The organism is Bradyrhizobium iriomotense (assembly GCF_030160715.1).
Lineage (GTDB): Bacteria > Pseudomonadota > Alphaproteobacteria > Rhizobiales > Xanthobacteraceae > Bradyrhizobium > Bradyrhizobium iriomotense.
This window is the reverse complement of sequence record NZ_BSOW01000039.1, coordinates 24,585-47,874: the sequence shown is the minus strand read 5'-3', so window position 1 is coordinate 47,874 and position 23,290 is coordinate 24,585. Positions and strand designations below refer to the sequence as shown.

The following is a 23,290-nucleotide window of genomic DNA, read 5'->3' as shown; positions in this document are numbered from 1 at the left end:
TCAGATGACTGTCTTGCCGCCGCCCTTGCCGCCGGCAGGGATCGATTTCGTGGGAGGCCGCAGCGAGTTTCGCCGGATGATCACCAGAGGGGCCGCGCTCGAGCTCGTCACCTTCGGCTTCTATCGCTTCTGGCTCGTCACCGACATCCGCCGGCATCTCTGGTCGAACACCTCGGTCGACGGCGATGCCGCCGAATATACCGGGCGCGGCAAGGAGCTGCTGATCGGCTTCCTGTTTGCGCTCGCGATCCTGGTGCCGATCTATCTCGCCTATTTCCTCGTCGGTATCGAGGCCGAACGCTGGCAGGGCTTTGCCTCGACGCCGCTGTTCATCGCCTTCTACGCCTTCGGCCAGTTCGCGATATTCCGCGCGCGGCGCTATCGCCTGACGCGCACGGTGTGGCGCGGCGTGCGCTTCTGGATGGACGGATCGGGCTGGGCCTATTCGCTCCGCGCCATGCTCTGGGGCCTGCTCGTGCTCCTGACGCTCGGCCTTGCCTTGCCGTGGCGCGAGGCTTCGCTCGAACGCTACAAGATGCGGCATTCCTACTATGGCGATTTACGCGGCGATTTCGAAGGGAAGGGCTGGGAGTTCTTCAAGCGCGGCTGGTGGTTGTGGCTGTTTACTCCGATCGCGATTGTCATCTTTCCGCTCGCACCGTTCCTCTACGCGGAGTTCAAGGCGCGTGAATGGCGCTGGTGGCTCGACGGCATCCGCATCGGCGGCGTGCGCCTGGAATCGACCTTGCCGCATGACGCCTTCTACGGCCTGTACTGGAAGGTGATCGGCTGGTGGCTGCTGCTGTCGGTCCTGTTCGGGCTCTATCTCGCCGCATGCACCGGCCTTGTCGTCCAGATCACCCATGTGCAGGTCGGCGCCGGCGGACTGATGCAGAGCATTCCCCTTCTCGTGCTGACCGTGATCGGCTATCTCGCTTTGGCGCTCGCGGTCAATATTTTGATGCGCATGTATCTCCAGCGCGATCTCTGGGTGAAGGTTCTGGAAACGACGCAGGTGCACGATATCGCGGCGGCGGCTGACGTCCGTGCCACCGGCGAGCTCGCGAGCGCGTTGGGTGAGGGTTTTGCCGATGGGCTCGATGTTGCAGGCTTTTAAGCCGTGAGTGAAATCCCAGGACAAGCCACCGGCACGGTCGAGCCCGACCGTTCCGCGGTTTTCTTCGACGGCGTGTCGAACCGGCGCAGGAAGGTGACGCTCGCCTTGAGCGACCAGCTCGGGATCAGCGAAGCGGGCGAGGTGCAGGAAGGACGACGGATCGCACGCTGGGCCTACCCCGATATCCGTCGTTCCGACAGTCCGGCCGGGATTCTGCGCCTCGCCTGCCTCTCCGCGCCGCCGCTGGCGCGGCTCGAGATCCGCGACCCAGAGCTCGGCTCGGAAATTGCGGCGCGCTGCCTGCGGCTCGACGAGCACCAGACCAACGGGCGCGGCGTCGCAAAGATCGTCGGCTGGTCGCTCGCGGCCGCGGTCTCCATCGTCGCCGTCGTGCTGTTCGGCGTGCCGCTCGCGGCCGACCGGCTCGCACCGCTGGTGCCGGAGCCGCTGGAGCGGCGGATCGGCGATGCTGCGGAGGTGCAGGTCAAGGCCATTTTCGGTGGCCGCGTGTGCGACAATCCGGCGGGGCAGGCGGCATTTACAAAACTCATGAAGCGCCTGCGCGACGCAGCCGGCCTCGACGACACCGTGAAATCGGCGGTGCTGCCGACCGGAGTGCCGAACGCCTTTGCGCTGCCCGGCGGCAAGGTCTATCTGCTCAACGGGCTGCTCAACAAGGCCGAGAATGTCGACGAGATCGCCGGCGTGCTCGCGCACGAGCTCGGTCATCTCAGGCACCGCGACAACATGCGCGGTATCATCTACAACGGCGGCACCTCGTTCCTGATCGGGCTGTTGTTCGGCGACGTCACCGGCTCGAGCGCCGTGATCTTCGCCTCGCGCAGCGTGGTCGAAGCCTCCTATTCCCGCGAGGCCGAGACGGCCGCCGACACATTTGCGATCGACGTGATGCACGCGCTCGGCCGCTCGCCAAAACCCGCGGCCGAATTGATGTTCCGCATTACCGGCAAGGAAGGCGGCAGCGGCTTTACGATCCTCGCCAGCCATCCGCTGACCGAAGACCGCCTCGCCCGCATGACGAACGAGGACCGCCCGGCGAGCGGCCCGCCGCTATTGACGGCTGAGGAGTGGGTGGCGCTGAAGGGCATTTGCGGCAGCGGGAAGATCTAGCCGTCGGCCTCGCAAATGAGTATCCGGCACATGCCGCAAGCGATCGCCCGTTCGCCTTCACGAGTCGTCTGGCGCAAGCCAGGACCTATTAAGCTTCGCCTCGACGCCGTTGCAGCCGAGCTCCGAGCGCCAAATCTGTAGCGGAATCTGAATGCCGCTCAGAGCTGCGCGGTTGAAAGCCCATGTCAATGCGGTGTCGGCGAGCACAGCAGCCTTGATGCGCGCGGAGCCCAGTAGCGCGCAAGGACAGCTTCGCTTTGCGCTACTCCTCGTATCCTACCGGCCTAATAGAAGTGGCCTTGCCGCCGCGAATTACGCCACGGCACTCCTTGCCAATACGGGTTCTCCAGGCACATGGCGTAAAGTCCCGAGACCGTCGCCCGGCACTGCTCTATCGAAACATAGCTGCAGTTGATGTCGGTGAGGCCGGCCTCATACCACGACTGCAGGCACACCGGGTAACGCGGGTCGTAACGTTGCGCTGTGGCTGGTGCGACGGCCAGCATCGTCGCGCCCGCCAGGATCAGCAAATGAAGCATCCGCATGATATGAGGTCCTCCAATTTGCGGCTCGCAGGGTGGGGCCCATCCTACGGCCTGCCTACTCGATCGTTGCGTTCACCGTGATGACCGACCTCCCTGAGCCGTACGGACCCTCTCCCGCACCTTAGATGGCAAAATGATCGCTGCCTTTGTAGCCACGTGGAGCTGTGTAGGTGAAGGTCGTTACGTTGATCTGTCTCACCGTACCGCGCTCCGGTTTCTGCGAAATGCCGGAGCTCGTCATCATGCCTGGTATTCTGATCGGGAATTTGCACGTTTCGCCGGATTTAACGGCGAAGAAGGCCGTCATGTCGACGCCGAAACCGGACGGCTGGCCCATGACCCGGCAATCGGCTGCCAGAGCCGAAAACGGCGTCAGGCCGAGTGTCGCTATTGCCAGGACGGAGAACCGCATGGCCGACCTCCCGAGACCGATCATTCTCAGAGAATAGAATCGGATCGCGCTAGCCACTCTTGATTTGAATCAAAGGTCGGCGCGCGGGAAACGGCGGGAGAGGCGATGGGATTCGCTTCGCTGCACAAGTGCCAGCTTCGCAACGCTCCTATGGGCGCTGGTCGGCGCCCATAGGAATTGTTCTGAGGGATGGCCGGCTTGTCAGCGCAGGATCTCGTGCAGCACCTCGCCGTCGACGCCTTGAGGCCTCACGCCGAGGATCTGCATGATGGTCGGCGCCACGTCGATATTGTGCATGCGCCGGATCGGCTCGTTGCGGATCTGGGGGCCTGCGGCAATGAAGGTCGCGCTCATCACCGGCAGCTTGGGATCGTGGCCATGGGCCCCGTAGAAATTCGGCATCGACAGCGTGGTCGTCGCCGCGTTGAACGGCGCATCGCCGAGGCGGGCGACGCCGGGGCTCTGGATGCCGTCGAAGTTGTAGCCCGGGGCCATCAGCGCGAACACGTCGCCGAAATCCTGGCCGATGGTCTTGCTGATGCATTGTCCGGGAGCGGCCTCGCATTGCAGCGGCCGGCTCTCGACCACCGTGAAGATGCGTCCGTCGTTGAGCGAGTAGTTGAACCGCGGGTTGGGATCGACCGCGTTCTTCACGGCATCCGTGATCTGTGCGACCAGCGCGTTGTAGGTCGCAGGATCAACGGTGCCGCCCGACTCGCGCTGCTGGAGATTGACATAGATGTTGGCCGCAGGGCCCGAGGTGCGGATTCCCACCTTGCTGGTGTCGATGCCGGCATTGCGCAGGATGTTGAGCATGCTGACCGAGGTGTGGAAGGGCGCAAAACCGTGGTCCGACACCACGATGACGTTGCTGTCGCGGCCCGCCGCCTCGGCGATTCTCTGCACCGCCTTGTCGGCTGTCTGGTAGGCGAAGCGGATATACGAGGCGTAGCGCGCGACCTTGGAGGGATCCTGGTTGGCGCCGATCGAGTTCGGGTCCTTCGGGTTGGTGCCCTGGCGGGGGTCGATCAGCAGGAACTGATGTTCGGAGCCGTCGGGCTGCTCGATGTAGACCATCACGAGGTCAGCGTCGGGATGGTTCAGGATCGCACGCTCGCCGATATCGGCCTGGTAGCGCACGAAGGTCTTCACCATGTCCTCGAACATGGCTTCGATCTCGACGTCAGGGAAGTTCGTGAAGCCCGGGCTCAGCCGTTCCGGAATGCGGAAGTCGGCCTGAGGGCGCCAGAAGCCGATGTTGTTGTTGATGTCATCGACGTCGGCCAGCACCGGCGTGTTGCGCGGGATATAGTTGGCGCCGTAGCGCGCGAAGCGCACGACCGAGAGATCGGGCGCCAGCTGCGAGACGAAGTAGGCGGCGCCGACCTTGGCCCCGCTGCCTTCGAAGAAGAAAGGCGCGTTCTCGCCGCCGAACTTGGCGTAGGCGGGTCCAGTCGACGGCGCGTGGAACGGTCCCGATGTGATGCCGCGTGTCGCGTCGAAGAACACCAGCGTGTCGTAGTTGACCTTGCCGTCATTGCTGGTGTCGATGGCCGCCACCCGGATCGCATATTTGACGTCGAGCGTTGCAGCGCCGGTGCAGGTCGCGGGCGCCGCCGAGGCGCACGAGAACGTTTCGATTGGCGCTGATGTCGCCAGCACCGGGCTGAACGAGAATTGGCCGGCCGCCTGAAGCGCCGTGGCGACGGTCGGATCGGGCGCGAAATCCGTCTTGGACAGCGAAAAGCCCTGGGCGCCGATGCCGCCGAACGCTCCGAATGGCACGGTGTAATTGGTGACGCGGATCGGCTGGGCCGGCTGCACCACCGTGTTGTTGATCGAGATGTCGGCGCCGTCGCCGCCCGGCCATGTCGCGGTGGCCACCTTCTTGCCCTGTTGGCGCAGCTGCACCCACAGCGGCAACGCTGTCGGCTGCGGCGAGGGCCCCAGCGGGCTCTCCTGATAGCCGCCGATCGGTGCCGCGAAGCCGCTCAAGCTCGACGAGATCGGCGCGACGACGGCCTCGAAAGTGTTCGACGGGATGTCGTTGTGTACGGCCGTCGATCCGGTCGCGATCGCGATGTGCGACACCGCGGTGAGCGACGGCGAGGCCGTCACATTTTGTACGGCCACCGCACCGTGACGGCTGAGCCGCGCCAGTCCGCCGTCGCGAGGCAGCACGCCCTCCTCGATGAATTTCTGGATGAAGTCGGGCTTGGCGCCGTCGAGCGAGATCAACACCACGCGCGGCGAGTTGCGGCCGTGACGGTTCCCGTCGCGGTCACGATCATGCTCATCGGCGCGCGCAGTCGTCGCGACGCCGGCCAACGCCGCCGCGAGCAACATCGCGGATGTCGAGAAAAGAAAGCTTTTCGGTTTCATGCGGACGCCCCATCTTCATGTCTAGCGCAACTTGCGCGAGTTTTCTCGGGAGGGACGCACCGATTATCGTGATTGGCTGACGCACATGTGACGCTCGCGCGACACGCGCAAAATTCAGTGACAGCGCGTGAGGAGGGCGGCTTGTGGCTCTGCCCGGCTCGATCTCAGGGATCCGTCGTGTAGGAGCGCCCGGGTTCAAGAGCGTAGATCGTCAGAAAGCGGAGCGGGCGCTCCGGGTCGCAATTGCGAAACAGGGTGTGGGGGCTGTCGGAGCGATCCTGCAAGGTCTCGCCGGCTCGATATTGTCGCGGCTCATCGTCGCCATAGGCCGACTCGGCAACGCCTTCGACGATGAAGATCACGCCGCCGACCGGATGCCGGTGAAGCGGCGCGACGCCGCCGGGCGGATAGGTCACCTCGACCACGACGAGCTCCCGCTGATCACCCGGCAATGCAAGGCGTTCGAGAACCTTGCGCGTGACACCAACAAAGCCGGCTTGTTGCGCGCTTGCCTGACCGCCGCTGCTCTCACTCATCCGACATCCTTCCTGTCAGCATCGAGGCGTTGCACCTCGGCCAGCAAGATCACTCACTCCGCCAGATTGTTCACCTGCTTCACCCAGGTCCGCACGTCGGCGAGCACCTCGGGCAGAACGTTGCGGACCTCCGGCAACGTCATGCCTGCCTTGATGCGCGGATCGTAGAGCAGATTGAGGATGTACTGATCATAGACGTCGAAAAACCCCATCGACACATTGTCGTTGAACATGGTCCAGGGCACGCTCGCGGTGTCGTTGATCGGCCCGAGCGACTGCAAGAGCTCCTCATAGGCGCAGTCGAGGAAGACGAAGTCGCCATTGTCGACCGTCAGGATGACGTCGGAATGCTCGATCTCGAACTTCTCGTTCTTGCGGAAGCCGGAGAGACATTGCGGATCGAGCGAGGAACGGATCTCGCGCGCCTTCTCCGCACCATAGAACGTCGAGATGGTGCGATAGAGGTCACGGTCGCGCACCAGCTTGACGCGGACATTGGCGGCTTCCGCATCGTCGGTCATGGCGATGTCGAGATGCTGCACGCGCCTCGCAATGTCGGCGACGACCTTGGCGAGCTGCGCCTTGCGGTCGGCGCGGCCGTCGCTCTCGGCGAAGACGCGCACCGGTGTGTCGAATTTGCGGATCCGGTCGACGCGGCCGGCGAGGTGATATTCGGCGCCGAACGCGGTCTTGAGGAAGCCGTCGACGATCTCGCCGTCGGTAAAGCTCTTCTTCTCGCTGCGCTGGCGCGAGGCGATCGCCGGCAGCTCGCCGCCCGCGCCTGCATTCGCGCCGAATTCGGCGGCGCAGCCGAGCATGGCAAGCGCCAGCAGGGCGGTGCGACAAAAAGGCGGAAGCTGGCGCGATGCGATCATGTCAGTCGACGCTGCCGCAATCCGTCCTCGCGCACAAGACCACCTTCGAGGGAGCCTCTCGGGTTCCCTCGGCCGCGCATGCGCTAGTTGTTCAGAACGACGACCGTGGTGCCGACCGAGACGCGGCCATAGAGGTCGGTCACGTCATCATTGGTCATGCGGAAGCAGCCGGAGGAGACCGCCTGTCCGATCGTTTCCGGCTCGTTGGAGCCGTGGATGCGATAGAGCGTCGAGCCCAAATACATCGCGCGGGCACCGAGCGGGTTCTCGATACCGCCACGCATGTGGCGCGGCAGGTCCGGCCGGCGGGCCAGCATCTGCGAAGGCGGCGTCCAGTCCGGCCACTCCTTCTTGGCGCTGATGCGATGCACGCCGCCCCAGCGAAAACCGTCGCGGCCAACCCCGATGCCGTAGCGCAGCGCCTGGCCGCCTCCCAGCACCAGGTAAAGCCGCCGCTCACCGGTGTTTATCACGATGGTGCCGGGGGCGTAGTTGGTGGGATACATCACGGTGCTGCGGGGGATCGGGCTCGCCCCGCCGCCGAGATAGCCGCTTCCGCTGGTGCCGGTGAAGTCGAACATCCCCGCCGCAGACGCGCCGCTCGCGCCGATGGTCAGGATCGCGATGGCGGCGATCGGTGCGGCAAAAAACCGGTTCATTCCTTCCCCCAGCAAAAAAATCGATTCAATGGACGACCACAGGCCATATTTGCCGGCATTTCGCAAGCCACGGCAGCGTGAGCAGGCGCAATCCTTAACGATTGCCAAATGCGGGAAAGCCGGCCTGATCGCAAAACCGTATTAGCCAAGAAGCCTCGTCGCCCTGTCCGGCAGGGCAGCAATGTCTGCTATTGCTTTGACGAAAACCGCGAACAATGGTTGATCGATAGGGGATCCGAAACAAAGAGGTCGCGGGAGAGAACGATGAACGGTGCGGAAAGTCTGGTACGGACGCTGGTCAAGGGCGGGGTCGACATCTGCTTCACCAATCCCGGGACGTCCGAAATGCACTTTGTCGCGGCGCTCGACCGTGTTCCCGGCATGCGCTGCGTGCTCGGCTTGTTCGAGGGGGTGGTGACGGGAGCGGCCGACGGCTATTACCGCATGAAGGGCACGCCCGCCTCGACGCTGCTGCACCTCGGCCCCGGCCTCGCCAACGGTCTTGCCAACTTGCACAATGCCAAGAAGGCGCATTCCGGAATCGTCAATATCGTCGGCCAGCACGCCGGCTATCACATCGGCTACAACGCGCCGCTCACCTCGGACATCGAGGGCCTGGCGCGGCCGATGTCGTCCTGGGTGCGGACCTCGCCGGACGCCAAGTCGGTCGCCGCCGATGGCGCCGCGGCAATCGCCGCCGCCAAAAGCTCGCCGGCGCAGATCGCGACCCTGATCCTGCCCGCCGACACCGCCTGGAACGAGGCCGACGGCATCGCCGAGGTGCCGGCGGAGAAGCAGCGCCCGTCCTATTCGCCGCAGGCGGTCGAGACCGCTGCCAAGATCCTGCGCAATGACGGCAGCCGCACGCTGCTGCTGATGGTCGGCAGCGCGCTGAGCGAGCAGGGCCTCGCGCTGGCGCAGCGCATCGCCGGGAAGACCGGATGCCAGGTGATGGGCCCGACCTTCCGCCCGCGCATGGCGCGCGGCCGCGGCCGCTTCTCGATCGACCGGATTCCCTATGTGATCGACCAGGCGCTGCCGCTGCTGAAGGATTTCCGTCACATCATCCTGGTCGAGGCCAACGATCCCGTCGCGTTCTTCGCTTATCCGAACAAGCCGAGCCTTTTGAAGCCGGAGGGCTGCGAGGTTCATCGCATGACCGACTGGGGCGAGAACTCGGTCGCGGCGCTCGAAGCGCTCGCCGGCGCGCTGCATGCCACCGCGCACGACGTCAAGCCGCAAAAACTCCAGGAGCTGGTCCAGCCGACCGGCGCGCTCAATTTCACCACCATCGCGCAGGCGATTGCCTATGCGATCCCCGAGAATGCGATCCTGATCGATGAATCCCTCACCACGGGGCGCGGCTTCTTCCCGCCGACCGCGGCGGCGGCACCGCACGACTGGATCCAGAACATGGGCGGCTCGATCGGCTTCTCGACGCCGCTCTCGATCGGTGCTGCGATCGCCTGTCCTGACCGCAAGGTCATGTGCATGGTCGGCGACGGCAGCGCGATGTACACGATCCAGTCGCTGTGGACGCAGGCGCGCGAAGGCCTCAACATCGTCACCATCGTGTTCGCCAACCGCATCTACCAGATCCTGCGCGGCGAGTTCGACGGCGTCGGCGCCGGCGAGCCCGGCCAGCGCGCGACCGACATGCTCAGGCTCGATCGCCCGACCCTCGATTTCGTGGCGCTGGCCAAGGGCATGGGCGTGCCGGGCCGCGCCGTCACCAACGCCGACGAGTTCAACAAGGCGCTGGCGGAGGCCGTCGCCGAGCCGGGGCCGCGGCTGATCGAAGTCGTGATGTGAGGTAAGCTCCGGTTGCTTCCACGTCACACGTACTCTCCTCCTCATCCTGAGGAGCCCGCGAGCAGCGGGCGTCTCGAAGGATGGCCGCGGGAGAGAGTCGGGCCTTCATGGTTTGCCCGGCGATGCGAAGCATCGTCCGGAGACGCGCGTTCCGCGCTCCTCACCATGAGGGTCGGGTGATACAAGATGAGAGCGTCGAGGGGCACGATGCAGACCGAGCTGAACAAGGTGATCGCGGCGCTCCGGGAATTCTACGCCCGCGAACAATTCCTGTTCGAGAAGGATGTCGGCGAGCGCGCGGTCACCCACCGTTTCGCAGTCTATCTGGAGAAGCAGTTTTCCGGCTGGGCGGTCGATTGCAATTACGACCGGCTCGGCGAGCGCACGCTGCACCTGCCGCGCGGCTCGATCATCTCAACCGACGATCATTTGGGAAAGTCGATCTATCCCGACGTCGTCGTGCATCAGCGCGAGATTCCGAACAATCTGCTCGCGATCGAAATCCGCAATGCCAGCAATCACACAGCGATCGAGCACGACCAGCAGAAGCTGAAGGCGCTCACCGATCCCGATGTCTGGTTCGCCTACTGGATCGGCGTGCTGCTCGTGCTCGCGAGGACGAACATCGCGACGGCGGAAGTCTATGTCGGCGGCGTGCTCGACCGGACGCAGACCGTCTGGCTCACGGAACGGCTGAAGGAGACGAGCCTGGATGCATCGCACTAGAACAGGATGAGTTTGGGTTGAACTGTGCGAGGGTGCACTTCACCTAGGGGAGAGGTGAACCAGGCCGCCGATCGTACTCAATCTCATCGCACATGCGACCTCGACCACACTTCGCGCTTCCCTTTCCATGCCCGGTGACTTGCGCACGCCCATCGCGCGGGATTAGCTTTCATCATTCGGATCAGGAACTTTGGAGGGTTCTGATGCAAAGGTCATATTTGCTCGCCGCGAGTGCCGCATTCGCGCTCATGTTGCAGGCGCCGATCGCGCAGGCTCAGGGCACCGACAGCACCACCACACCGCCTGCCGCGACCACGACAGCGCCGTCGACCCAGACCACCGCGCCGGCGACAACGACGTCCCCCGCCGCCACGACTGCCACGACGACGACCCCATCAACGGATTCGAAGAAGACCACCGAGAAGAAGCCGGCCAAGAAGAAGATGACGCGGCAGCAGGAGATCGATCATTCGATCGACACCGGCACGGTTCCCTCGCGCTACCGCAGCTCGGTGCCGAAGGAATACCAGAAATACGTTCCGTTCGATAAGAAGTAACGCATGTTTGCGGGCGGCGCGACGCGACCACGTTGCGCCGCATCTCAACGTCGACGAGGTCTTGGATTGAGCGTTGCCTTTACCAAAGAAGAGAGTGCCGAAACCGCGTCCGAGACGTTGTTGCCGGATCGCCCGATTTCGCCGCATCCCAACCTCGTGACGCAATTGGGATTGCAGGCTTTGGAGTTGCAGCTTCGGCAAGCGCAGGAGGCCTATGGGGCCGCGCAGCAGATCGAAGATGTCAACGAAAAGCGCCGGCAGTCAGCGGTCCCCTTGCGCGACGTCCGCTACCTCGTCGAAAGGCTGCGCACGGCCCAACTGATCCCCAATCCGGCGTCGACCGAAACGGTCGCCTTTGGCAGCACGGTGACATTCAGCCGGGCCGACGGCCGCGTGCAGACCTATCGCATCGTCGGAGAGGACGAAGCCGATCCGAAGGCCGGGTCGATCTCGTTCGTAGCTCCAGTCGCGAAATCGCTGATCGGGAAGGCGGTCGGAGACGTCGTCGGCGCGGGCAATCAGGAGATCGAGATTCTGTCGATCGCGTAGGTTCGCGCGCGGAGGCTTGGAAATGGTGGGCGATACGTATGAACGATCGCTCCTTGGGTTCATTCCTAACGGCCATCCATAAAGTGTCATCAAGACTCACTGGTGCGTCTTAATTTGCTCCGTGTACAACCGCAAATTTGTCGCCACTTCGTACCCAGTTCTCCCAGTTTCCCTGCTGCGATAGCTTGTACTTTTCCAACTTCAGTCACCTAGGACAGGGGGCGGACGCATGGAGATATTTCGCGCTGAGAGGATTTGCGTTGTCGAGGACAACTCGAGCAGAACCTGCCGCATCTGTGGCGAGAAAATGAAGCTTGTACGAACAGTGGTGGATTCTGAGACCGGAGCCATCACTCACATGTTCGAATGTGGCTGCGGAAAACGCTTTTGGGACGACTGATGTGCAGTTTGGCAACGGAACGAAGGCCAGCCCTTAGCGGCGCCAGGACAGGGCCGCACCGGTCATGACGGCGCGAGCGATGTGCATTTGTCGCCCGCCCTATGTCGAGCCTCTGCGGCCACCTACTTAGGCATCGAGAACGAACCTCGACCAACAACGTCGATCAAAACTGTTCGTACCGAAAGCGTTTTTCAGAACTCGCGGAAGAGCTGAAGTCGGCTTCTGGCGACAGCCGCCGTTTCCTTTTGACGGCTCGTCGCAATTGGGAAGGCAGGCTTGAGATAGTCCGTGGCAACGCCCCCCGAGAGCGGATGGAAGTCGCACTCCTTCAGGCTGAGGTAAGAGCGCAAGATCTCTCGTGAGACTTAGAAGTGCCAACGCATGTGGCTAATTGGTTTTTGGGCGCTTCCCCCGTCGCTTCCCGGGAAACCGGTCTCAAACCGTCGTTCGGATAACCGACTGTTTTCGTGAAGTGAAATGGTGGGCGCACAAGGGATCGAACCTTGGACCTCTCCCGTGTGAACCACAATCCATAGACCGTAGCCAGCCTAATCCCGCCATAGTTGAGATGTAAAAACTTCTTTAATTGATGGGGTTTACGGCCTTATGCGGCCATAAGAGCCCATAGGTGACCTTGCTACATTTTGTATGCCCCCGTTGTGCCCGCCGTGGATTTTCCCTTGGGGCACAAAAACGGGGGAGGTCTGAGACCCGGTTCTGTTTGGGTCTGTGGATCCTCCCTGCGCGGGCACACGGCAAGGGGAAGGTCTGAGGCTCGGTTCTGTTCGAGGGCTGACCGCCCTTCGTGCGGGGAACACCGGGGTACAGAGAGAGGGAAGGAATCATGACGGAGCCGGCCAACCAGCTGACACTCACCGATGCGGTGATCCGCAACGCAACGCTGCCGCCGGGTAAGGCGCAGCATTATCTCCACGACGACAAGCTGCCCGGCCTCGCCTTGCGCATGCGCGCCACCGGCGGCCGAACCTGGGTCTACCTCTTCACCAAGCCGGGGGTGAGGGGGACCCAGCGCAAGACCCTCGGCGCGTGGCCCAAATATAGTGAGAAGGCCGCGCGCAAGGCCGCCACCATCGCCGCAGGCGAGGTCGTCAAGGGCTTGGACCCGAACGACGCGAAGCGCGACGCGAGGCGGCAACAGACAGCCGAGAAGCAGCGCACCACGCTCGCGACCCTCATTGTTGAAGATGGTCCCTACCAGACGTCCTTGACCGAACGTCAAGTCGTCAACTGGAAGCCAGCAATGTCAGCGCTGCGGCGCGGGCTCAAGCATCACGCCGAGAGCGGCGTGGGGGACCTGACGCGACGGCAGATCATGGCTGCGGTCGACAAGATTGCCAAGACCGGCAAGCGCGGTGCAGCGAAGGACTTGCGCAAGCACGTGCACACCTTGCTCGAATGGTGCGTCGGGGAGGGCTATGTCGAGCACAACGTGCTCGCCGGCTATCGCGCGCCTAAGGAAACCCGCGCGCAAAGGGTCGGGCGCCGAACGAAGGGTCGCGCGCTGACCGATGAGGAAATCATCAAGGTCTGGGATGCATCCGGCAAGCTCGGGGCTTTCGGTCTCCTGGCACGCATGTGCCTGCTCGGTGGCCCGCGCCGCAGCGAGCCTACCATGATCGAGTGGCGGAAGCACATCATGGACGACCGTATCACCTTCGATGCGGCGTGGACCAAGATGGGTCTGCACCACGATGTGCCGCGCACTCACCTGGTTGACGAGGTGCTCACGGCCGCGAAACATTTCCAGCGCGCAACCTCCGACTATGTCTTCCCGTCACCAAAGACCGGCGGCCAGATGTCCGGCTTCACCAAGATGGTCAACCGCCTGGTCAAGGAAGCGAGCGTCGCCAAGTTCACCATGCATGACTTAAGGCGCAGCTTACGCACCATCATGTCACGCTCTGGCTACGACAACGAAATCCAGCGGTTGTGTGTTGGGCAAAAGCCACGCGGAATTGATCAGGTCTACAATCACGACGAACAGTGGATCATCCGCAAGATGGCGTTCGAAGCGGCTCACGACTACATTGCGGAGTTGGTCGGCGCGAAACGGGTTGGCAAAATCGTGCGTCTGCAGCGGACGAATCCGCTTGACCCGATCAAGGCCGAGCTCCTCGGGCGTCTCCGTGAGCATTTTGCGACCGAAGCGTCTTAGTGGTCTTATCGCACTTGGCCAGATAGTCACGCACCGCATCGACACGATAGAGCGGGCGGCCATCGACGTAGCGCCATTTCAGCGGGTGGTTCGGATCGCGCCGCCACAGCTCCAGCGCTCCGGGTGTGCGCCGGATCACCGCGGCCGCCTCTAATGCCGTCAAATTAGAGCTGCCCGGTAGCACATCGATATCGAAGGTCGCGGGCGGCGGCATGCCACGGTTCTTGCGATGGCGCTTCGTGGCGTGCGGCATTTTCTGACTACTTGCCGACCCTAACGTCTCGATCGTGGTCTTTTCGTCCTTGCCGCTCATGCCTCGGTCCCGAATCGCGATCGGTCTAAGGCGATAAGATCGTAGGCTGCTCTAGCAAGAAAGAAATCAAGTGCGCAGGTATGGCTGCTGGGTGGCTGTGGCGTACAAAAAGGACGAACCGATTCGATTGATCTCTTTTCGCTTCATTCCGACCTTCTGCCTCCTTTCTGAGCTTGAAGTGTATCGCACCGGCAGATCGAAGTTCGCCAGCGCCGTGACAACGTCTCGGCCGATGGAGTGTTGACGATTTTGCGATTGATGACGAAGACAGCTTGAAGATCCTCTTTGAACTGGCGTGCCTCCTTGATCAGACCGACCGTGTCGGCTGAGGCCTACACGTCATACGGCGACGGTTGTACCGGGATGAGCACCAGATCGCTGGCCATGATCGCCAGACGACCGTGCCCCAGCTCATTTGAAATCTGCATCCGGGCGCGGAAGTCCGCCGCTCTCTCGGCGCGGCTTAGGCGCTCATAGGTGGCACCGCCGGCCGCAGGCAGGGGCGCCCGGTCAGAACCTGGTAACGCCATTGGGCGTACCAGTGCCGGTGACCGTGCATGTTGCGAATGCCGGCGCCCCAGGTCACGTGCTCCCGCCTGGCATCGAGCCCCGTGGAAATCCCCAGACGATCGCACCGATCACGCCCCACTCAGGTTTAGTGTCAGCCATCTCAAAGACATGCTGTCTGGAGAGCTTGGCTATTCGAGCGGCACTTTTCGAGCACAGCAAGCAGGTCCGACGGGTCGGCAATATGCGCTTTGTGTTTGCTCCATACCGCTGGATTGTGCTCGGAGCCAAAGCCCAACACGTCCTCGTGGGTCGGAAAGTCAAACTCCTCCATTGTTTCCTCCCTCACACTGCGCCCGCGGGCCGTTTTGGCGGCGTATCCATGAAGAATGCCATCGGAACGCTGGGAAGGTGCCTCTCTGAACTCGACATGAGCAGAAGACGGTTCACCGAGTTATCCTGGACGCCTTCTCTTGGAAATACGCAGGAAATCCGAGCCGGCTTAGCGGTTATGCCCGCTTTCTTGACCGCGGCCTGGGCCGCCGAATGGACGCGCGCGAACCGGGCAGCCAGATGGCCTTCGTAGTTGGGCTTTGCGTCAGCAGTACCCCTTGAAAGGTACTTGAACGCATCGCGTATCAGCGCTGGGTAGGCGGCCAGGGTTTCCTTTGATGCCAGTGTCTGAATGTCCGCAACATATTGCGGGATAGTGAAAGTCGAACTGCCGATATTTCGCGCGAGGGAAGGGAGCCGGCCATTCGACGATCCGCGCCGATGGGCGGCACGCCGGATCTCCTTCCAGCGAAAGGGGTTGTCCGTGACTATGGCTGCGCCGGTCGCCTGGGCCAGGTAGAGCGTCATCTCGAAGTTCGGCGCGAGCTTCATCACGTCGTATTGCCCGCCCTCCTTGCCGCCTGCCAGCGAGTCCGGCTGGAGGACAGCGAGCGGGTCGTCTTCCTTGAGCCGCTCGACTTCCTCCAGAACCTGCTCCATTTGAATATCGTCAAGTTCGGGCGATGCCCTGAGCAACTGCGATCGGAGCGCTTCTTTAGGCAACATCATCAGGCTTCGCTTGAGGTTCTCTCTGGCCAATTCGTCAAGCCGGACCTCCTGGTGGAGGGTGTTTACGACGCCGGCAGAACGCAGATGCGCCATGCGAAACATCTGGTCCCGCAAATGAGGATCGAAGTTGCAAGGATCGGGGACCAGGTTGACCAGCCCCTGTTCAACCAGCGGGATGACCGTGAGGAAGAAGATGAGGGTCTTGAGGATCTCCTGCCGATAGGAATGTGGGTTTGCGACTGGGCTGAATTCCTTTTTCATCGTTCCAGCGTGCACAAACGGATGCTCGACAATCAGTTCGCCGAAGTAGAGCGATGCGCCAAGGGCGAACTGGGTAATGGTGTTGGGATGAATCATGCCGGTGTAGACGGCGCGGGCAAATCCGTCGGGTCTGGGGAGCAGCTGCAGCAGGTCGGTCTCGAGCGGCCACAGGCCCTCGAAGAGTTCATATATCAAGGCGATCTTTTCGTCGGTCAGTTCGCGGCGGACCGTCACCCAGTCCTTTTTCGCGTCGAGGGCGAGGACATTCACGATGCCGTTGTACAGCATCACATTCCGCTCGCGGATGCTGGCTTCTTGCCAGGTGGGGCGCGACGGCGCTGGCCTGAGTGCGCAGCATACCTTGAAACGCTGCCCAGACCCGCAGCCGCACCGATCCCCCGGCTTCAGGTCCCCGGTCGGGGGCTGCTTCTTCAGGAAATCACGCTCCGGCTCGGTCCTGCCGAACGCGTCCTGGAAATGCACATCACCGCTATCGAACTTCGCAAACATCTCGCCGCCGAAATGCCAGAGCTGGTTCTTGGGCGGTAGGAGGGTTTCACGAAGGTCAGCCCAGGACTCGGAAATCACCTTCTCGGGAAAAAGCCATTCCTTGCGGCCGGCCGCGACATAGCGGTGCGCACGGCTCTTTAGCACATAGTTGATTCGTGCCACTTCATGGTCGGAAAGCTTGCGGGTGCGGATGAACGCATCCGTCCGGACCATCGAGCTCCGGTAGTTGCGCGCAAAGGTTCGCTTGTCGAGGGACGCCGTCGCCGGATCTTGCGCGTATTCAAGGTTGGTAAGGATCAAGCAAAAATCGCGGTTTAGTGGAAAGATCGTCTGGGAAGCCTTCAAGGCAATGGTCGGGTCGTGCGGGTGGGCGCACATCGGCGCCGTGGGAGGCACCGCGTGGTTGTAGATCGTCACGGGGTGGTCGCTGACGATGAATTTCACCTTGGCGTCCTCGGCGGAAACGATTTCGCGCACCCCCTCCGTCCAGATCGTGCAGTGCATCAGGCGGATGCCCTGCATCTCGAACATCAGGTCGTTCTGGGTGAGGGTGGGGTATTGAGCACTCAGCCAAGCCAATCCCTTCGGGGTGCGAATCTTTTGGATGTCGATGTACTCGAAGAGCTTCTGGAAATGGCGGTGCCACTCCCCGACGTCGTCCGTCGCGAAAGCCCTGACGGCCAGTGAGCCCTTGGCGTCGATATCGCCAAACAGACGGCGCTCGATCTCGTCGTTCACCGACGTGCCGAAGAAGGTCGAATACAGGTCCATCTGCCGGAAGGCCCGGGAGGTGGGCGCCTCGAAGAGGGCCCTCTCGGTGATGACGCGGCCGTCGCTCAACACCTTCTGCGGCGGCGTGAGATCCAGATAGGCGAGCTTGTTGCGCCCTGGTTCAAAGAACCCCTCTTGATGCCATTGCGGCACATAATGGTTGTTTCTTGTCTTCGACATTGCTGTCATTTGTGCACGCGGGCATTTCCTCTCGCAATACCAGGCAAGAGGGCCGGACGTCAGCTCATCGGAATTCAAAGATAGCAAGGGGGTCCGGTCGCGGCGAACACATCAACGCCGGCGCAGGCTTAGGCACAAAATGAAGGCAAGTGCCACAACAGCCAACGAATAAATTGCCGTTTCACCGTTTGCGTTCGCTGAGAGGCCAAAAAGTTGGATATGAAGACTTTGCGCGGCCGAGGACATCGGATCTCTTTTGCCGGGCGCAAGAGATCGCCCGGCGTTGTTACGCCTTGGGCGATCTCTGATTGCGCAGCCATCTACCGCCGCGCGCGGGCATCCGCCTACATCAGAAATCGTATGTCAGCTATCCAGCTTCGGCTCCGTTTGCGAGTTGTTAGTACTCGCTTGGCGAAGGCCTACGGAATGGCCTTTCCCCTCCACGGGGTAACCTTGTGTCGCGGGCAGAGCGCGGCAGCGAAAGTTACCTCTAGAGTAATTGCGGATCGGCGATTCGCAAGAGCCCAGCCGAGGAAAGGTCGCGCCTTTCTGCACTAAGCCCAACTAACCGAAGCCAGAGAAGGCGTCCCGCCGCCATTTTCTCGGCTTGGGCAACGGGAACAGCCGCGCTACTCTCCACTGGGATTGCGCTCTCAAGGGCGGATTCAAACGGTCGTCGCAACACTCTGAGGTTGGAGGTTGCGATGAACGTTCGAAAGCGGCGATCGGCACGGTCAGGACGAGCGCCATTGCCATCGCCAGGGCGGCCGTCTGCTACAGGGCGCGATGAACAGAATAGATTCTGGCGGGCGATCGCCAGGGGGCAGAGCAGCGAAGAGGCTGCGCTCGAAGCCGGAGTGTCGCAACCTGTCGGAACCAGATGGTTCCGAAAGGCGGGCGGCATGCCACCAGCGATGTTCAGATCTTCGGCCAAGCCGCTCTCTGGGCGGTACCTCTCATTGGTAGAGCGCGAGGAGATCGCGCTTCTCAAGGTGCAGGGCCATTCCATACAGGAGATTGGACGCCGCCTCGGGCGGGCTGCCTCGACAATCTCCCGTGAACTGCGGCGCAATGCAGCCACCCGTAGCGGCGGGTTGGAGTACCGGGCGACGACCGCCCAGTGGCATGCAGATCGATCGGCCCGTCGCCCCAAGCTGACCAAGCTTGCGCTCAACACCACCTTGCGCACTTATGTGGAAGAGCGACTTGCCGGTGTCGTCGTGGCCCCGAGCGGCACTCCCGTTCCTGGTCCGGCCGTTCCGTGGAAGGGCCGCCGGCATGGGCCGCGCAAGGATCGGCGATGGGCGAAAGCCTGGAGCCCTGAGCAGATTGCCCGACGCTTGCCGATCGACTTCCCGGACGACAAGACGATGCGCATCAGCCACGAAGCTATCTATCAATCCCTCTTCGTTCAGGGCCGTGGGGCGCTGGGCCGCGAGCTGACGGCCTGCTTGCGAACAGGACGTGTGTTGCGGATGCCCAGGGCGCGTATACGCAGGCGAGGCAAGGGCTTTGTCTCGCCGGAGATCATGATCAGTGAGCGCCCTGCTGAAGCGGCCGATCGAGCGGTGCCGGGACATTGGGAGGGAGACCTTATCCTCGGTCTTGGCAGCTCGGCAATCGGCACGCTGGTCGAGCGCACGACGCGCTTCACGATGCTATTGCACCTTCCCCGATTGGAGGGGCATGGCGAAGCTCCGCGCGCGAAGAACGGGCCTGCGCTCGCGGGACACGGGGCCGAAGCCGTGCGCGACGCGATCACGCGCACCATCATCACCTTGCCCGAAGAACTCCGTCGTTCGCTGACCTGGGATCAGGGAGCCGAAATGGCTCAGCACGATCGCCTCAAGATCGATGCGGGTATCCAGGTTTACTTCTGCGACCCGCAGAGCCCTTGGCAGCGCGGCACTAACGAGAACACCAACGGATTGCTGCGGCAGTACTTCCCGAAAGGTACAGACCTGAGCATCCACAGCGCCGACGAGATATCCGCCGTGGCAGCGGCCCTCAATGCCCGGCCGAGAAAGACACTCGGCTGGAAAACGCCGGCGGAGGCGCTTGACGAGCTGCTGTCATGAGTGAAAACATTTGGTGTTGCGACGACCGTTTGAATCCGCCAAGTATTCCAGCGGTTGGGTTGTGATGACATCACCTTGGGCACCGTATGCCTGCACAGTGCCCGGTAAGAGATCGACCGGCACTTGCACCACCACGTTACACATACTCATTCGGCGCTGCGTATCCTGGAAGACGGCAAGATCAACCGTAGGCTTATTTACGATGAGTGCTCACTCAATGACTCCAGAACAACAGTAGTCTGGCTGTCGCCGAACCAGTGGTACTGGGGCTCGCGCTACGGAAGCGTAGAATTCACATACGACTTCAAGGACCTGGTCAAAGGTCGAAAGATCCATTGGTTGGAAGTTCAAACTGGGTACAGGCCGCATGCGTGCCGGTTCCTCATCACAGATCAAGACGTCAAACATCTGCCTGTGCAGCTATATGATGCGGACCGAGAAGAAGGTCCTTTACGTCACGTCGATGGCGTCTGGCATTGGAATGATACCCACACTGGCGAATTTCTTCTGGAATCAAACCTCTGGCTTGGAGATTGCCGGAAAGTCGACTTCATCAAACATCATGCACAACTTTGCGCAATCGGCGGCTGTGCCGAACAAGGAAAGGATGGAGATGGTGCCGCCGGGCGCGTGATCGCATACATATTATCCCGAGGATCTACAGCGATCGATAAGCCGCTCATCGTCACAGATCCGAAGAAGGCCCTATCGTCTGGGGTTGAACGGGGTCTATCGCATGTCCGGATGGCGCTTGGGGCAATTTCGAAAAAATTGAATGGGCCCTTAAAATCCGCAGCTTCCGTTGATCCGATACTGCATGCTGCTCTGCTACAATACGCATTGGGTGAAAGGAAAGCTGCCAATCAAACGACTGCTCTCATTGGATCAGACGAGCTATTTCGCGAACGGCTTTCCACGATGGTCGAGGCCCATTTTGACCTGAAGAGCGAATCTCTGTCGAGCTAATAGCAATTTCACAAATGATTCGTGCGTAGCTCTCGATAGTCACCCGTAGCCGTAGCGCGTCTTTGAGGTGCACCCAAATGCCGCACCGAAATAGTGTGTCACACGGGTTTATATTCGGATTTTCGTGACACGTGAGTCATCACCTCTCAGACTTCCTGCCACGAAAAGAAAGCGCAGGAGTTTGACGGGACAGGTTGTCGGTTATGTACGGGTGAGCACACTCGACCAGAAGACCGATCGTCAGCTCGTCGACATACCCCTTCACCGCACCTTCACCGATCACGCCTCTGGCAAGGACACCGATCGCCCGGAACTGGCGCAGATGGTGGCTTATGTGCGGGAAGGGGACACGGTCGTGGTCCACTCCATGGACCGGCTGGCCCGCAACCTCGAAGATCTTCGCCGCCTGGTCAGGGATCTCACGGGCAAGGGCGTTCGGGTACAATTTCTCAAGGAGAGCCTCACGTTCACGGCCGAAGCCTCGCCGCTCTCCCAGCTCTTGCTGAACGTCATGGGCTCGTTTGCGGAGTTTGAGCGCGCCCTTATCCGCGAACGCCAGCGCGAGGGCATCGCTATCGCGAAGACCAAGGGTGTCTCGCAAGCGTGCTTTAACGACCGAACAGGTCGATCGGTTGCTGACCAAGGTAAGGGCAGGGGCAAGAAAGCCCCACTTGCGCGCGAGTACGGTGTCAGCCGAGAAACCGTTCACCGTTATCTTCGCGCGTCCGCTGTTCCCCAAAAGTCGACCATCAAACGAGAAGAGGAGGAAATCGCATGACCGCGATCATACTTACCCGCATCGACAACCACCGCAATATGGCGCGATTCTACAAACTGGATGTCCAGCCGACGCTGTTCGGCGAATGCTCGCTGGTCAGGGAATGGGGGCGTATCGGCCGCGCTGGCACGGTTCGCATCGAAACTTATCGGAGTCGGGGTGCTGCCGACATCGCTATGGCCTCCAACTGGACGAAGAAGCTCAAGAGAGGGTATCGCTGAAGCGAAAGTCGGGTGCAAAATGGAGGCTGAGAGGACCGATTCTGGGGAGCATCTCATGTGGTACGAGGGGTTAGCAGGAAACGCTTGGACGGGGCTTTGGTCAGGATACGTTGTGTGTAGTGGAAGTTGCCCCGGTATTCGTAAGATTGATGCGCCTTGCTCGGCCTGCAATGCCGAACCGTATGATCTGTCGCCCGAAAGATTGACCCTCGACGGTCGTGAATTCGTTATCAACCCGGTGTTTATGGGCGCGGAAGGTCGCTTCGAGGACTACATCTATTTGCAGATGCTTCAGCGCGAGTGGCAACGGCCAGCCGCGGAGTTTCAGGGGTTATCTCATTTTCCTGACGCGGAAAGACCATCCGCACGTGCGGCCTTATTGCTCCTTTTTTGGAGCTACTTTGAAACGCGCATCGAACGACTTCACCGTTCAGCGATGCGGAAGCTTCCGCCGCGGGTCTTGGACGATGCGCTCCGGCGCTATAACGGAATCGGACACCGCCTGTACGGGTTGTACAAGATCTTCTACGGGATCAATTATTTCGAGGATCTTCGTGCTCATGGCTTTGCGGAAGTTGCCGATTTGTTGGAAGACGTCCATCGACGTCGAAATGACTTCAGTCACGGCAAGCCGCAGGCCGTAAACGACGCGACGGTGAACGCTCTCGTTGCGAACCTGAAGGCTGAGCATGAGGCGTGGATTGCGGTATACAACAGTCGAGTGGGATCCTAAACCAGCGTGGGCGAAGCCAAGCGGAAAAGGCAAGCAGTCTTAAACGGCCCGTGTCCATGCGGCTCAAGCAGGGCTGCGCGCTCGTGTTGTTTTGATGGCTCGGGCTGGCATAAGCCACCAGCTGTCCTCGGGTTGAAAGCACTTCCCAAAGCCTCGAGCGTCGCCAAGTGTTACATGCGAGACTTGGGCTCGTGCGTCGGCCCCATCTCGGGCGAACACATCATCTCGGAGTCAGTAATCGGGGTTTTGATGGGAGACGGCAAGTTCTCCATTGCCGGTCTTCCCTGGCTAGCGCCGGGTGAGGAGAAGATCCTCGCGCCACAAAGTCTGCGAACTAATTGCCTATGCACCAAGCACAACAGCGCGCTGCATCCGCTTGACGACGCGGCGCAGTATTTCTTTGCGTCGCTCAAAACGTATCTCGAACGGGACGGGGGAATGAGGCATGCCCTTGTTTCAGGGCACGACATTGAGCGATGGCTCCTAAAAACTGCGAAGGCCGCTGCAGTCTCAAAGAACCTGGCCAGGGGGCAGACGCCACTTTCCGGTTCGTTCTCTCGTAACCCGGCGATAATGGATATGCTCGATGACCCGTGCCATTGGCCTGAAGGTGCCGGGCTCTATTGCGTCATGAACACGGGGGACACAATGATGAATCACCCGCGCTTCCAATTGCAACCGCTCACAAACGCTCAAGAGGATATTGAAGCGCTGGCGCTCAGCATCTTGGGCTTGGGCTTTGTGTTGTTGCTGGAGCCTCGAGACGTTGGCAAGCACCCCTTCTTGCAAGGGGCGAAGTACCGGCCGGGAAGGATCGCCATTTCGTACCCGACCTCGACCAACTGGTTGACGATGAGCTGGGAAGACGGAAGGGTGCACGAGGCGCTAACGGTCCAGCATGTGCGGCCCGTATGAGGAGACGTTGAATGAGCGGTCGCATCTCTAGCCGCGTCGAGGCCAAGCTTGTGGCGCTCCGCGACCTTGACCCGTCCGGCCTGGTGTAACGATTTGACGGCTTCGGCTGGGCCAAGAA

General features: G+C 61.5%; 22 protein-coding genes and 1 pseudogene. 13 read left to right on the top strand and 10 right to left on the bottom strand.

Going from position 1 to position 23,290, the window contains the following annotated elements; translation table 11 throughout:
* Nucleotides 1-4 precede the first annotated feature (4 nt).
* Nucleotides 5-1,117, top strand: a complete 1,113-nt coding sequence (locus QQL28_RS38355) for a DUF898 family protein (RefSeq protein ID WP_284274058.1) — start codon at nt 5-7, stop codon at nt 1,115-1,117.
* A gap of 12 nt (nt 1,118-1,129) precedes the next feature.
* Nucleotides 1,130-2,248 (top strand): M48 family metallopeptidase, encoded by a 1,119-nt coding sequence (locus QQL28_RS38350; RefSeq protein WP_284274057.1) that lies wholly within the window; start codon nt 1,130-1,132, stop codon nt 2,246-2,248.
* A 284-nt stretch (nt 2,249-2,532) separates the two neighbouring features.
* On the opposite strand, the gene QQL28_RS38345 is transcribed toward QQL28_RS38350, so the two are convergent.
* From QQL28_RS38345 to QQL28_RS38320, 6 genes are all read right to left on the bottom strand, one after another.
* Nucleotides 2,533-2,793 carry a DUF3551 domain-containing protein gene (locus QQL28_RS38345; protein WP_284273998.1) on the bottom strand — a complete coding sequence of 87 codons (261 nt, stop codon included), beginning with the start codon at nt 2,791-2,793 and terminating at the stop codon, nt 2,533-2,535.
* 121 nt (nt 2,794-2,914) lie between these two features.
* Entirely contained in the window at nt 2,915-3,205 is a 291-nt protein-coding gene (locus QQL28_RS38340) for a hypothetical protein (RefSeq protein WP_284273996.1), read from the bottom strand.
* 201 nt (nt 3,206-3,406) lie between these two features.
* Complete coding sequence (locus tag QQL28_RS38335; RefSeq protein ID WP_284273994.1) at nt 3,407-5,587, bottom strand: alkaline phosphatase family protein; 2,181 nt, start codon at nt 5,585-5,587, stop codon at nt 3,407-3,409.
* A 164-nt stretch (nt 5,588-5,751) separates the two neighbouring features.
* The gene (locus tag QQL28_RS38330; RefSeq protein ID WP_284273992.1) at nt 5,752-6,123 is read right to left on the bottom strand and encodes a cupin domain-containing protein; all 372 of its coding nucleotides are present in this window, start codon (nt 6,121-6,123) and stop codon (nt 5,752-5,754) included.
* A 53-nt stretch (nt 6,124-6,176) separates the two neighbouring features.
* Entirely contained in the window at nt 6,177-6,998 is an 822-nt protein-coding gene (locus QQL28_RS38325) for a DUF2927 domain-containing protein (protein ID WP_431309711.1), read from the bottom strand.
* Nucleotides 6,999-7,081: 83 nt separating this feature from the next.
* Nucleotides 7,082-7,657: a L,D-transpeptidase gene (locus QQL28_RS38320; protein WP_284273990.1), complete on the bottom strand. Its 576-nt coding sequence runs from the start codon at nt 7,655-7,657 to the stop codon at nt 7,082-7,084.
* Nucleotides 7,658-7,921: 264 nt separating this feature from the next.
* Here QQL28_RS38320 and QQL28_RS38315 point away from each other — a divergent pair, with 264 nt between their 5' ends.
* The 5 genes from QQL28_RS38315 to QQL28_RS38295 all read left to right on the top strand — a co-directional run bounded on the left by QQL28_RS38315 (nt 7,922) and on the right by QQL28_RS38295 (nt 13,877).
* Nucleotides 7,922-9,469 (top strand): acetolactate synthase large subunit, encoded by a 1,548-nt coding sequence (locus QQL28_RS38315; RefSeq protein WP_284273989.1) that lies wholly within the window; start codon nt 7,922-7,924, stop codon nt 9,467-9,469.
* Nucleotides 9,470-9,676: 207 nt separating this feature from the next.
* Complete coding sequence (locus tag QQL28_RS38310) at nt 9,677-10,195, top strand: hypothetical protein (RefSeq protein ID WP_284274052.1); 519 nt, start codon at nt 9,677-9,679, stop codon at nt 10,193-10,195.
* Between the two features lie 203 nt (nt 10,196-10,398).
* Nucleotides 10,399-10,752 carry a hypothetical protein gene (locus QQL28_RS38305; RefSeq protein WP_284273988.1) on the top strand — a complete coding sequence of 118 codons (354 nt, stop codon included), beginning with the start codon at nt 10,399-10,401 and terminating at the stop codon, nt 10,750-10,752.
* Between the two features lie 66 nt (nt 10,753-10,818).
* A complete protein-coding gene (gene greA, locus QQL28_RS38300; RefSeq protein ID WP_284273987.1) occupies nt 10,819-11,301 on the top strand; it encodes a transcription elongation factor GreA in 483 nt (160 codons plus the stop codon).
* 1,244 nt (nt 11,302-12,545) lie between these two features.
* Complete coding sequence (locus tag QQL28_RS38295; protein WP_284273986.1) at nt 12,546-13,877, top strand: tyrosine-type recombinase/integrase; 1,332 nt, start codon at nt 12,546-12,548, stop codon at nt 13,875-13,877.
* Here the strand turns inward: QQL28_RS38295 and QQL28_RS38290 are convergent.
* The 4 genes and pseudogenes from QQL28_RS38290 to QQL28_RS38280 form a co-directional block, all read right to left on the bottom strand.
* A complete protein-coding gene (locus tag QQL28_RS38290) occupies nt 13,822-14,190 on the bottom strand; it encodes a hypothetical protein (protein ID WP_284273985.1) in 369 nt (122 codons plus the stop codon). The genes QQL28_RS38295 and QQL28_RS38290 overlap by 56 nt on opposite strands.
* Nucleotides 14,191-14,522: 332 nt before the next feature.
* A pseudogene (locus tag QQL28_RS46350) lies at nt 14,523-14,782 on the bottom strand (hypothetical protein); the annotation flags it as partial.
* Nucleotides 14,783-14,860: 78 nt separating this feature from the next.
* Nucleotides 14,861-15,031, bottom strand: a complete 171-nt coding sequence (locus QQL28_RS38285) for a hypothetical protein (RefSeq protein WP_284273984.1) — start codon at nt 15,029-15,031, stop codon at nt 14,861-14,863.
* Nucleotides 15,032-15,042: 11 nt separating this feature from the next.
* Nucleotides 15,043-17,481, bottom strand: coding sequence for a DUF4238 domain-containing protein (locus QQL28_RS38280; protein ID WP_284273983.1), 2,439 nt, complete (start codon nt 17,479-17,481; stop codon nt 15,043-15,045).
* Nucleotides 17,482-18,185: 704 nt separating this feature from the next.
* On the opposite strand from QQL28_RS38280, the gene QQL28_RS38275 reads away from it, so the two are divergent.
* The 6 genes from QQL28_RS38275 (at nt 18,186) to QQL28_RS38250 (ending at nt 23,172) form a co-directional block, all read left to right on the top strand.
* Nucleotides 18,186-19,559, top strand: coding sequence for an IS30 family transposase (locus tag QQL28_RS38275; RefSeq protein WP_284273982.1), 1,374 nt, complete (start codon nt 18,186-18,188; stop codon nt 19,557-19,559).
* Nucleotides 19,560-19,682: 123 nt separating this feature from the next.
* A complete protein-coding gene (locus QQL28_RS38270) occupies nt 19,683-20,525 on the top strand; it encodes a hypothetical protein (RefSeq protein ID WP_284273981.1) in 843 nt (280 codons plus the stop codon).
* Nucleotides 20,526-20,649: 124 nt separating this feature from the next.
* Entirely contained in the window at nt 20,650-21,303 is a 654-nt protein-coding gene (locus tag QQL28_RS38265; protein WP_431309710.1) for a recombinase family protein, read from the top strand.
* A complete protein-coding gene (locus tag QQL28_RS38260; RefSeq protein WP_284273979.1) occupies nt 21,300-21,524 on the top strand; it encodes a WGR domain-containing protein in 225 nt (74 codons plus the stop codon). The genes QQL28_RS38265 and QQL28_RS38260 overlap by 4 nt, the downstream gene beginning before the upstream one ends.
* Nucleotides 21,525-21,579: 55 nt before the next feature.
* Entirely contained in the window at nt 21,580-22,257 is a 678-nt protein-coding gene (locus QQL28_RS38255) for a hypothetical protein (protein WP_284273978.1), read from the top strand.
* Between the two features lie 249 nt (nt 22,258-22,506).
* Nucleotides 22,507-23,172 (top strand): hypothetical protein, encoded by a 666-nt coding sequence (locus QQL28_RS38250; RefSeq protein WP_284273977.1) that lies wholly within the window; start codon nt 22,507-22,509, stop codon nt 23,170-23,172.
* Nucleotides 23,173-23,290: the final 118 nt, after the last annotated feature.

Excerpts from the sequence above, each read along its gene's own strand:
- QQL28_RS38355 (WP_284274058.1), top strand. The coding sequence starts at position 5 with ATGACTGTCTTGCCGCCGCCCTTGCCGCCGGCAGGGATCGATTTCGTG.
- QQL28_RS38280 (WP_284273983.1), bottom strand. The coding sequence starts at position 17,481 with ATGTCGAAGACAAGAAACAACCATTATGTGCCGCAATGGCATCAAGAG.
- QQL28_RS38295 (WP_284273986.1), top strand. The coding sequence starts at position 12,546 with ATGACGGAGCCGGCCAACCAGCTGACACTCACCGATGCGGTGATCCGC.
- QQL28_RS38250 (WP_284273977.1), top strand. The coding sequence starts at position 22,507 with ATGGGAGACGGCAAGTTCTCCATTGCCGGTCTTCCCTGGCTAGCGCCG.
- QQL28_RS38325 (WP_431309711.1), bottom strand. The coding sequence starts at position 6,998 with ATGATCGCATCGCGCCAGCTTCCGCCTTTTTGTCGCACCGCCCTGCTG.
- QQL28_RS38285 (WP_284273984.1), bottom strand. The coding sequence starts at position 15,031 with ATGGAGGAGTTTGACTTTCCGACCCACGAGGACGTGTTGGGCTTTGGC.
- QQL28_RS38330 (WP_284273992.1), bottom strand. The coding sequence starts at position 6,123 with ATGAGTGAGAGCAGCGGCGGTCAGGCAAGCGCGCAACAAGCCGGCTTT.
- QQL28_RS38260 (WP_284273979.1), top strand. The coding sequence starts at position 21,300 with ATGACCGCGATCATACTTACCCGCATCGACAACCACCGCAATATGGCG.
- QQL28_RS38290 (WP_284273985.1), bottom strand. The coding sequence starts at position 14,190 with ATGAGCGGCAAGGACGAAAAGACCACGATCGAGACGTTAGGGTCGGCA.
- QQL28_RS38255 (WP_284273978.1), top strand. The coding sequence starts at position 21,580 with ATGTGGTACGAGGGGTTAGCAGGAAACGCTTGGACGGGGCTTTGGTCA.
- QQL28_RS38310 (WP_284274052.1), top strand. The coding sequence starts at position 9,677 with ATGCAGACCGAGCTGAACAAGGTGATCGCGGCGCTCCGGGAATTCTAC.
- QQL28_RS38305 (WP_284273988.1), top strand. The coding sequence starts at position 10,399 with ATGCAAAGGTCATATTTGCTCGCCGCGAGTGCCGCATTCGCGCTCATG.
- QQL28_RS38275 (WP_284273982.1), top strand. The coding sequence starts at position 18,186 with ATGAACGTTCGAAAGCGGCGATCGGCACGGTCAGGACGAGCGCCATTG.
- QQL28_RS38315 (WP_284273989.1), top strand. The coding sequence starts at position 7,922 with ATGAACGGTGCGGAAAGTCTGGTACGGACGCTGGTCAAGGGCGGGGTC.
- QQL28_RS38335 (WP_284273994.1), bottom strand. The coding sequence starts at position 5,587 with ATGAAACCGAAAAGCTTTCTTTTCTCGACATCCGCGATGTTGCTCGCG.
- QQL28_RS38345 (WP_284273998.1), bottom strand. The coding sequence starts at position 2,793 with ATGCGGATGCTTCATTTGCTGATCCTGGCGGGCGCGACGATGCTGGCC.
- QQL28_RS38340 (WP_284273996.1), bottom strand. The coding sequence starts at position 3,205 with ATGCGGTTCTCCGTCCTGGCAATAGCGACACTCGGCCTGACGCCGTTT.
- QQL28_RS38320 (WP_284273990.1), bottom strand. The coding sequence starts at position 7,657 with ATGAACCGGTTTTTTGCCGCACCGATCGCCGCCATCGCGATCCTGACC.